3 protein-coding genes and 1 pseudogene are annotated in these 8987 nt (G+C 71.9%); 3 read left to right on the top strand and 1 reads right to left on the bottom strand.

What is annotated here, in order from left to right; genetic code table 11:
* Positions 1 to 118 precede the first annotated feature (118 nt).
* On the bottom strand, positions 119 to 487 hold the full coding sequence (locus tag ACFY00_RS37770; RefSeq protein ID WP_388038707.1) for a hypothetical protein: 369 nt from the start codon (positions 485 to 487) through the stop codon (positions 119 to 121).
* Between the two features lie 601 nt (positions 488 to 1088).
* Here ACFY00_RS37770 and ACFY00_RS37765 point away from each other — a divergent pair.
* The 3 genes and pseudogenes from ACFY00_RS37765 to ACFY00_RS37755 all read left to right on the top strand — a co-directional run bounded on the left by ACFY00_RS37765 (position 1089) and on the right by ACFY00_RS37755 (position 8804).
* Complete coding sequence (locus ACFY00_RS37765; RefSeq protein ID WP_388038704.1) at positions 1089 to 8399, top strand: LamG-like jellyroll fold domain-containing protein; 7311 nt, start codon at positions 1089 to 1091, stop codon at positions 8397 to 8399.
* Positions 8400 to 8463: 64 nt separating this feature from the next.
* A pseudogene (locus ACFY00_RS37760) lies at positions 8464 to 8613 on the top strand (restriction endonuclease); the annotation flags it as partial.
* Positions 8614 to 8633: 20 nt separating this feature from the next.
* Entirely contained in the window at positions 8634 to 8804 is a 171-nt protein-coding gene (locus ACFY00_RS37755; protein WP_388038701.1) for a restriction endonuclease, read from the top strand.
* Positions 8805 to 8987: the final 183 nt, after the last annotated feature.

Raw genomic sequence — 8987 nt, 5'->3', positions numbered from 1 at the left:
CGTCACCCGGAACCGTCTGGGCAGACTCGTCCGCCAAGGCACGCTTATCCAGCCCCGACGAGGCCTCTACCAAAAACGGACTTAACGCCCTCTCATGCGCGCCAGCAAGCCCTTCGCATCAATCATCTAGCACAGAAGTGACTTCACGGCTGCACTGCTTGGCCTTCTCCTTCAACCGCTGCTTCAACGCCTCGCGCTCAAGCCGCTCCCGCTCCCGGACCGCACGCTCCTGCTCGCGCTGCCGCTGCTGTGCCTCGCGTTCGCGCGCACTCTGGCGCTTGGCGAGGTCGGCCTCGATCCGGGCCGCCTCCTTGGCCTTTGCAGCGTCCTGTTTGGCGAGGAGCTTCTCCCCGGTCGCCGGCAGCCGGGTGTGCTCGGCCACCGGATCAGGCCGACGGGGCGTGCGCGGCCGTCTCGCCGCAGCGGGCTTCGCCGCGGCCGACTGGCCGGCCCCGGCCTGGGCGGGCTTGGCCTGCTGCTTGGCCAAGAGCGCCTCCGCGAGCAGCTCGCCACCGTCTTGCGCCGCGCCAGCGCCCTTTCCCGCCCTCGGCCGCCCCACGGCGGCACCCACCCGGCCTCCGCGAGCACTACCCAGTCGCGCCCGTACCGAGCCGGCGATACCGCACAGCCCTGGAGCAGCCCCATGCGTGGGTGGTCGGCGATGCGCCGATGTGACCTGGGTTTGGAGGAGTCGTCTTGCGGGACAGAAGACATTCCGATGAACCAGGGGCACATCAAGTCTCTATCGAATACGGGGCGGTTCACCTGACCCCGCCCCGGGCCTCCTACTTCCCCTTATGCGCGGCGACCGGGTCGCGGTGCCGGGCGTAGGAGGCCCTGGGGGTGCACTGCCGGGTGGTGGGACGGCTTCCCGCTCGGCCCGTCATCGAAGTTCAGCCATCTGACGGTCAATCAAGTCATAAGCGGAGCAACATTGTTCGTTTTCTGCCTGCCGCCCGTACGCCGCTGCCAGACTGGCCGATGCCCCGCGAGGGGTGCGAGGCGTGTCAGTCGCCGCCCCGGGTTGGGGGAGAACGGGTGCGGCGTTCCGTGCGTGTGGGAGGGGAACAGTGGCACCTCAGGAATCCTTGCTCAAGATCTACGGTGACCGGTCGTACCGGCACGTGACGATGGCCCGGCACCAAGGCACGACGATCGCGTTCGCGATGGACGCGTCCCGCCGGATCGTGTACTCGGTGCTGGACCTGGCCGGCCAGCAATCCAAGGGGGACGCGGACGCCGCGTACTGGAGCGACAACCCGGCCGAGGTCGTCTTCCCCCGGGAGATCGCCGAGGTGGGGTTCGCCGTGGTCGGGGCGACGGCGATGCCGACGGTCAAGCGGGGCGGCGCCGAGGCGGCGGTCGACGAGCGGCCGCTGGACAGCGAGATCGACCCGTACCTGTCCACGACCGCGCGGTTGACCGCGGACGCCCCGTTCCACGTGGTGTCGGACGGCACGTACGTGGTGGTGCTGCGGCAGTCGATCGGCGAGACGCACCCCGACGCGGTGTACAAGCTGACCGGCGGCGGCTGCTCCGCCGACGCCTCCCGCACCGACTACGTGCTGAGCGGCACGAAGAAGGTGCCGCTGGTCCGCGACACCCTGCTGTGCGACCGCTTCCTGCTGGTGGACGGCAAGCTCAAGCCGGTGCTGGAGGTGCGCTACAAGCGCAGCCGGCACGCCACCCGTGCCGCGTCGGCCAAGGACACCCTGGGCACCGAGGACATGGAGGGCCGGCCGTTCTACGAGCCGACCCAGGAGCTGTCGTTCGTCCGCAACCTGACCCGGGGCCGGTTCGCCGCGGTGCTGGTGCCCACCGCGGTCGGCGGTGCGCGGCGCTGGCAGCTGTTCGCCCACAACGACGCCACCGGGAGGATCGACGGCTTCAGCGTCGAGCAGGGCGTCCAGGGGCTGTTCAACACGCAGGGCACGCGGTTCTACACCAGCCCGGACCCGGCGTACCGGGACGCGGTGTTCGAGCGCAGCCCGGGCACCTGCCCGTTCACCAACCAGGCCCTGGTGCCGGTGACCAGCACCGAGGGGCACGCGGAGACCGCGCTGGGCCTCACCGGCGCCAACGACGCGCACGTCGACCTGGGCGACCCGGCGGCGCTGCGTTTCGGCGGCAAGGCGTACTCGATCGAGGCGTGGATCAAGCCCACCGCGTACGACCGCCCGGTGATCTCCCGGGGCGAGGAGTACCGGCTCGGCCTGGACGCCGGCGGGGCGCTGCGCCTCGTGCACGAGGGGGCCGCCACGACGGTCGGCTCGGTCGACGTCGTCCCCACGGACGTCTACACCCACGTCGCGGCCACCTTCGACGGGACGACCGCGAAGCTGTACGTCAACGGCAAACTGTCCGGCAGCGGGGCGCTGCCGTTCACACCGGCCACCGGCGTGAGCACCCTGATCGGCAAGCAGGTCTCCGGCACGGCCACCGGCCTCTTCGCGGGCGACGTCGACGAGGTGCGGGTGTGGAACCGGGAGCGGTCCGCCGCCGAGCTCGTGGACGACCTGAACCACCGCCTGATCGGCAACGAGCCGGGCCTGACCGCCTACTACCGGTTCGACGAGGGCTCCGGGACCACCGCCTACGACCAGAACGACCGGGCCCTGCACGGCACGCTCAGGGGCGACGCGAAGTGGACCGGCTCGGACGCCCCGGTCGGCGACCACCCCGGGGTACGCCGCGACAGCTTCGTCCTCAAGGGGCGCACGGTCGAGTCCGGCATGTCCGCCGTGATCTACCACCAGCAGGAGAACGTCCCGGCCGGCTACCGGAGCGACCCCAAGCCCGCCAAGCGGCAGGCCCGGGTGCTGCTGGCGTTCGCCGCCAAGTACGGCCAGGAGCCGGCCGTGGTGAGCCTGGACTTCGCCGTCGGCCGCGACGGGCGGCTCGCCCAGGTGCCCGACGTGCTGGACCCGGCGGTGCTCCGGCGGCCCGTGAAGGGCCAGGACTCCGAACAGGTCAGCGCCCTGCAGCAGTTGATCCGGCAGCTGGAGCCGGAGGTCGCCGCCCTGCCGACGGAGATCACCCGGCTCTCGGCCACGGCGGGCCAGGTCGGCTACTGGCAGGGCGAGCACGACCGGCTGCTGCCGGGGTTCGACAGGCTGGAGCGGCAGTACCTGGCGGAGAAGGACGTGCCGACCGCCTGGAACTACGCCCTGGAGCTGAAGACTCCGCGTGAGTCCGACGGCCAGGTGCTGCGGTACTTCAACGCCCCCATCCACACGTCGGTCACCGTCGTTCTCACCTCCTTCCGCTCGACCTGGCGGCTGGAGGCCACCGGCGAGAGCCAGAACGGCAAACCGTTCTACTGGCTGGTCGGGAACAACGTGAACAACCTCGACCTGCACGTCCGCAACAACGCGACGGCCCAGAACAGCATGCTGGACACGATCGTCCGCGAGCCGGGCAACCCCTTCGCCCAGTTCCAGCTGACCGCCGAGGGCGAATACACCCGCCTCGTCAACCGGGGCAGCAAGCTCGCGCTGGGCATGCCCGCCTCGTTTCCGGCCCCCGTCCCGGTCCAGGCGAGCGAGTGCCTCACCGGCGACTCGGGCCTGATCAAGATGGTGCAGGTCTCGCTGCGCTCGGGCGTGGACACGGCGTACGCGCAGGCCAAGAACGAGATGAACACCGTGCGTGAGCGCCTCCAGGAGGCGAAGACGGCCGCGCAGCGCGTCGGCGAGCTCCAGCTCGTCCTGACCGGCAAGCAGGCGCAGTTGAAGGACGCCCAGGAGAAGCTGGCCCGCCTGTCGACCGCCCTGCAGGGCGACGACGACCTGACCGTGGCGATGCCGCTGATCTCGGTGGACACCACCGGGCTGAGCCTCTCCGGCGGCCTGCTGGAATTCGCCCGCGGCACCGACCGGCCTGCGCTGCTCGACAGCGGCACCGGCAGCGTCGTGCTGTACTTCCGCGGTGCCAACGAGCAGTTCTTCGCCGTCTACTACGACACCGCCGTCACCCGCGGCACCCAGCGGCTGACCGGCAACGGCGGCACGCTCGGCTTCCTCGCCCGCGACCCGGGCGTCCTGCTGGAGGGCGCCGTCATCAAGGTCTCCGACGGCGACGCCCCCGGCCGCTGCGACCTGACGATCACCGTCGGGGGCGACACCGAGACCTGGCGCTCGCTGCCGCGCAAGGCCGAGCAGCTGGCCGCCGCCCTGGCCGGGCAGGCCGGCCAGACGGTCACGGTCGGCACCGTCGCCCAGGTGACCGGCAGCACCGTGGAGTTCACCGCGGCCACCACCGTCGCGGTCGCGGCCAGGGCCCACCTGCAGATCGGTGCCAACGGGTACGCCGCGTCCGCCGACGTCCCGGTCGGTGCCAAGACGCTGACCCTCACCGGGTCGGGCACGGCGGTCAAGCCGGGCGACACGGTCACCGTGGTCGGCTACGACTGGGCCCGCGCCGAGTCCACCCGGGTGGGGGTCCTGCTCTCCGCCGGTTCCCGGCTGATCACCGTGAGCACCGGCGGCGCCACCTCGGTGCCCAACGGCACGGCCGTCCCGGTGACCGGTGGCCGCGGCTGCCGCTGGCGGGCCGAGATGCCCGGCCGCGCCTTCCTGTTCGACGGCAAGGACCAGTACCTGACGCTGCCCGCCGCCCTGCAGAAGAACGCTGTCCCCGCCGGCGACCTGACCCTGGAGGCCTGGGTCAACCCCGAGGCCGGGCAGGGCCGGATCGTGCACGGCCGGACGGACGCCTCGGGGTACTCGCTGGGGATCGCCGAAGTCGGTCTGCCGGTGCGGCAGTTCGTCGGCCAGAGCAAGGAGGTGCTGACCAACTCGCTCGACCTGTCCAACCGCGACTTCACCATCGAACTGTGGGCCAAGCGCAACCAGGCCCGCGGCCGCGTCGAGCCGCTGCTGTTCCACGGCGCGCCGGAGGGCCGGGTCGACCAGACCCTGCACCTGTGGTTCCACCCCGACGAGACCTTCTACTTCTCGCTGTACGGCGACGACCTGAAGACCACCCAGACCTACCCGGACCTGGAGTGGCACCACTGGGCCGCGGTGTACAAGAGCGCCACCCGTGAGCAGATCCTCTACCGGGACGGCGTCGAGGTCGCCCGCCGGACCTCCACCGGCACCTACACGGGCAACGGCCCACTGGTGCTGGGGCAGTTCCCCTTCTCAGGCGACTACCTCGACGGCCAGATCGACGAGGTCCGCGTCTTCGGCCGCGCCCGCACCCCGCAGGAGATCTCGGCTCAGCGCCACCAGCGGATCTCCGACCGGGAGCCCGGCCTGCTGGGCCACTGGACCTTCGAGGGATCGGGCAGCCCGGCCTCGCCGATCAAGGGCTATCAGGTGGTCGCCCGGGTCGGCGACCGGGTGCTGCGCTCGGCCGGCCGCTTCCCGTGCAACGAGTGGGCGCACCTCGCCGCGACGTTCACCCAGGCCTGGGCGCTGCGCCTGGACGGCGGCGAGGGCCTGTCGGTGGCCTCGCAGGACTCGCTGAACCTCCTGGAGGACCTCACCGTCGAGGCGTTCGTCCAGGTCGACAAGGTGGGTGCGCCGATGGCCCTGGTCACCAAGGGCACGGCCGTCAACGGCGGCCGGGAAGGCGTCCCGTACCAGCTGGGCATCCTGGCCGACGGCCGGGTGGAGTTCGCCTTCGCCGAGGCCGACGGCAACCCCGTCCGGTACGTCTCCGACCGGGCCGTCAAGCCCGGGGCCTTCCAGCGGATCGCCGTGGTGCGCCAGCGCCGCAAGGCCGAGGTGTCCGCCGCCACCGGCACCCAGGCGGCCGGCGCCGGCCAGCCCGAGCAGGACATCCGCTTCCACCTCGACGGCGCCCTGGCCGGCACCTACGTCTACGGCGGTCCGGGCGCGCAGTCCAACAGCAGCGACCTGGAGATCGGCCGGGGCCTGAACGGCGTCCTGTGCGAGGTGCGGCTGTGGAGCTCCGCACGGACGCCCAACCAGCTCGGCCAGCCGGTCGCCGTGCGCGAGAAGGGGCTGCTGGCGCGCTGGCCCTTCAACGAGAACGCCGGCAACACCACCCTGGACGTCTCCGGCTCCTTCCCCGCCAAGCTGCGCGGCGCCCGCTGGACCCGCGACGTCGACCCCGCCGCCAGCCCGCTGCGGCTGTACCGCAACGGCGAGCCGCTGCTCGCCACCACCGCGCCGCTCCCGGCGGACCTGCTCCCCTACGGCGACCCGCAACTCACCCTCGGCGCGCGACTGGAGGGGGGCAAGCCCACCGACCTGCTGACCGGCACCCTGGAGGAGGTGCGGATCTGGCGCACCGTGCGCACCCGGGAGCAGATCCTGGACAACCTGTTCACCCGCCTGCGCGGCGACAAGCAGGACCTGCTCGGCTACTGGACGTTCGACCGTGACTCCACCGCCGCCGCCACCACCTCGGTGCGCGACGAGGGCCTGCGCGGCAACAACCTGGCGTTCTCCACGAAGCGGCCGCGGATCCTGCTCTCCACCGCGCCGGTGTCCACCGACACCGCCCAGGTGCGCTCGGCGCTCGCCGACGTCCGCACCCCCTTCCACGACACCGTCTCCGGCGCCCCCGCCGCCTCCGAGTACGCCGACCTCCAGTTCGACGCCAAGGGCGAGACGCTGGGCGTGCTCAAGCGCTGCTACGGCTTCGTCCGCGACGGCCGCTGGCACCTGGTCACCGGCTACAAGGTGGGCGACCTGACCACCGAGTGGGTCGGCCAGGCCCAGTTCGACCCGCAGCTGATGGGCTACATCGAGGGCGCCCCGCCGGTGCCCTCGGAGAACCTCACCGGCAAGCCCGACGGCTTCCCCGCCGCCTCCTCGGTGGAGTTCACCGAGGCCGACCAGGTGGTGCACAGCCTCTCGGCCAGCAGGACCCGCAGCACCAACACCGCCTTCAACGTCTCCTTCGGCCTGGAGACCGTCGCCGACGTCATGACGGTCGCCGCGCCCCTCGGCTTCGGCACCGCCAGCCCGCTGGCCGAGGGCCAACTGAAGATGGCCGCGACGGCCGGCCTGGAGTTCTCCAACAGCTGGAGCGAGGACACCACCGTCAGCCAGGGCAAGAACACCGCCCGCAGGACCAGGCTGGCGCTGACCGGGTACACCGAGGACCCCTCCAACGTCCTGAACCCCGACCTCGGCCCCCGGTACGTTCCCGCCAACACCGGCATGGCGCTGGTGCAGTCGCAGACCGCCGACGTCTTCGCGCTGCGCCTGGCGCACACCGGCGCCCTGGTCGCCTACCGGATGCTGCCCAACCCGGACATCCCGCTGGACTGGAACATCGTCCACTTCCCGATCAACCCCCGCTACACCAAGCAGGGCACCCTGGACGGCGCGGTCGGCTTCGACGCCTTCGGCAAGGTCACCGACCCCGACTACCCCACCGCCACCGGCTACGGCGAGTACAGCTACTTCAAGCCGCGCGACGCCTACGCGCTCAAGCGCCGCATCACCCGCGACCAGCAGCGGCTGCAGGCCTTCTACCAGTCGATCTCGACCGACGTCGGCCACAACTCGGGCATCGAGCCGGCCGAGACCCAGGCCAAGGCGGTGCTGCGCTCGATGGGCATGTCCGCCGAGCAGCAGGACAGCGCCCGCTCCACCGCCGGCAGCGCCGCCGCCACCGGCTTCGCGCACCGGGACCTGGTCAACACCTACGTCTGGACCGCCCAGGGCGGCTTCTTCGCCGAGACCACCGAGGCCACCGACGCCGTCAGCGAGACCACCTCCGGCTCGTACAGCTTCACCTACTCCTACGGCGGCAACCTCGACCTGAGCTTCGGCGCCCTCGGCCTCGGCTGGGCCTTCCACCTCGACGCCTCCCGCGGCGGCGGCTTCAGCACCACCCGGGCCAAGAGCAAGGAGGCGTCCCGCAGCTTCGGCCTCGACGTCCAGTGCACGCCCTCCAACGACCTGCAACGCCGGGACGCCAACGGCAAGCCGAAGTACGACGCCGCGGGCAAGCCCGTCCTGGTGCCGGGCAAGGTCGACGCCTACCGCTTCCTCACCTTCTACCTCGGCGAGAGCAGCGCCAACTTCGACGACTTCTACCACAAGGTCGTCGACCCGACCTGGCTGCAGGGCAGCAACGCCCCCGACGCGGCCGCGCTGCGCCAGACCCGCCAGAGCTCCACCAAGCCCCCGTGCTGGCGCGTCCTGCACCGGGTCACCTACGTCAGCCGGGTCCTCGCCCCCGTCCCGCCGCCCGGAGCGCCGCCGCTGGAGCGGGCCATGCGCACCGAGAACATCGCCAGCAACTACGAGCTGATCAAGCGCCTCGAACCGTACGTCCGGCCCGCCGCCACCAGCTCAGCCGCCCTCGCCGCCGCCACCCGAGACGCCCTCGCGGCCCAGCTGCCCGAACTCCTGCCCCACGCGGCCGAGATCACCGAGTACCTCGGCCACTACTTCGGAATGGAGAACTGAGCCCCGGCCCGGCTCCCCGCCCCCTCGGGGGGTCGGGCCCCACCGCCGGTTCACGACCCGGGGCGTGAACCATGAGCTCCTTCACCCGCCGGAACGCGTCGGCGGGGCCGAGGACCCCGGGTCCGACAGCGTCGCCCACGACCACCCGGGGCGGCGCGTGGTGCTGCAGTGCAAGCGGTACGCGAACGCGGTGGGGTCGGAAGCCGTGCAGAAGTCCAACGGCACTGCCAGCCCGTGCGCGGCGCAGCCGTCCCGGTCGTCGTCGCCCTCAACGGTTTCACCGAGCCCGCGGCCGTCTTCGCCAACCAGCAGCGCCTCCACCTCGTCGACCGTGAGCGCCTCGCGCGCTGGGGCGCCGGGCCGGACCTCTACGACGTCCTGGAGATCGACCGCAGCCCGGCGTGAGCCCAGAGCACGCTCCGCCCGCTTCGAAGAGTTCCTCAAGAAGATGAAGCGGGCGATGAGTTCGCCGTGGGGGGGGGGGGGGGGGGGGGGGGGGCGGCGCCGCGGGGGGCGGGGGGGGGGGGGGGGGGGGGGCCCCCCCGCCCCCCCCCCCCCCCAGAGGGGGGACAGAACACAGCGAAGGAG

The organism is Kitasatospora sp. NPDC001540 (assembly GCF_042894345.1).
In the GTDB taxonomy this organism is placed as follows: domain Bacteria; phylum Actinomycetota; class Actinomycetes; order Streptomycetales; family Streptomycetaceae; genus Kitasatospora; species Kitasatospora phosalacinea_C.
This window is presented reverse-complemented; position numbering and strand designations above follow the sequence as displayed.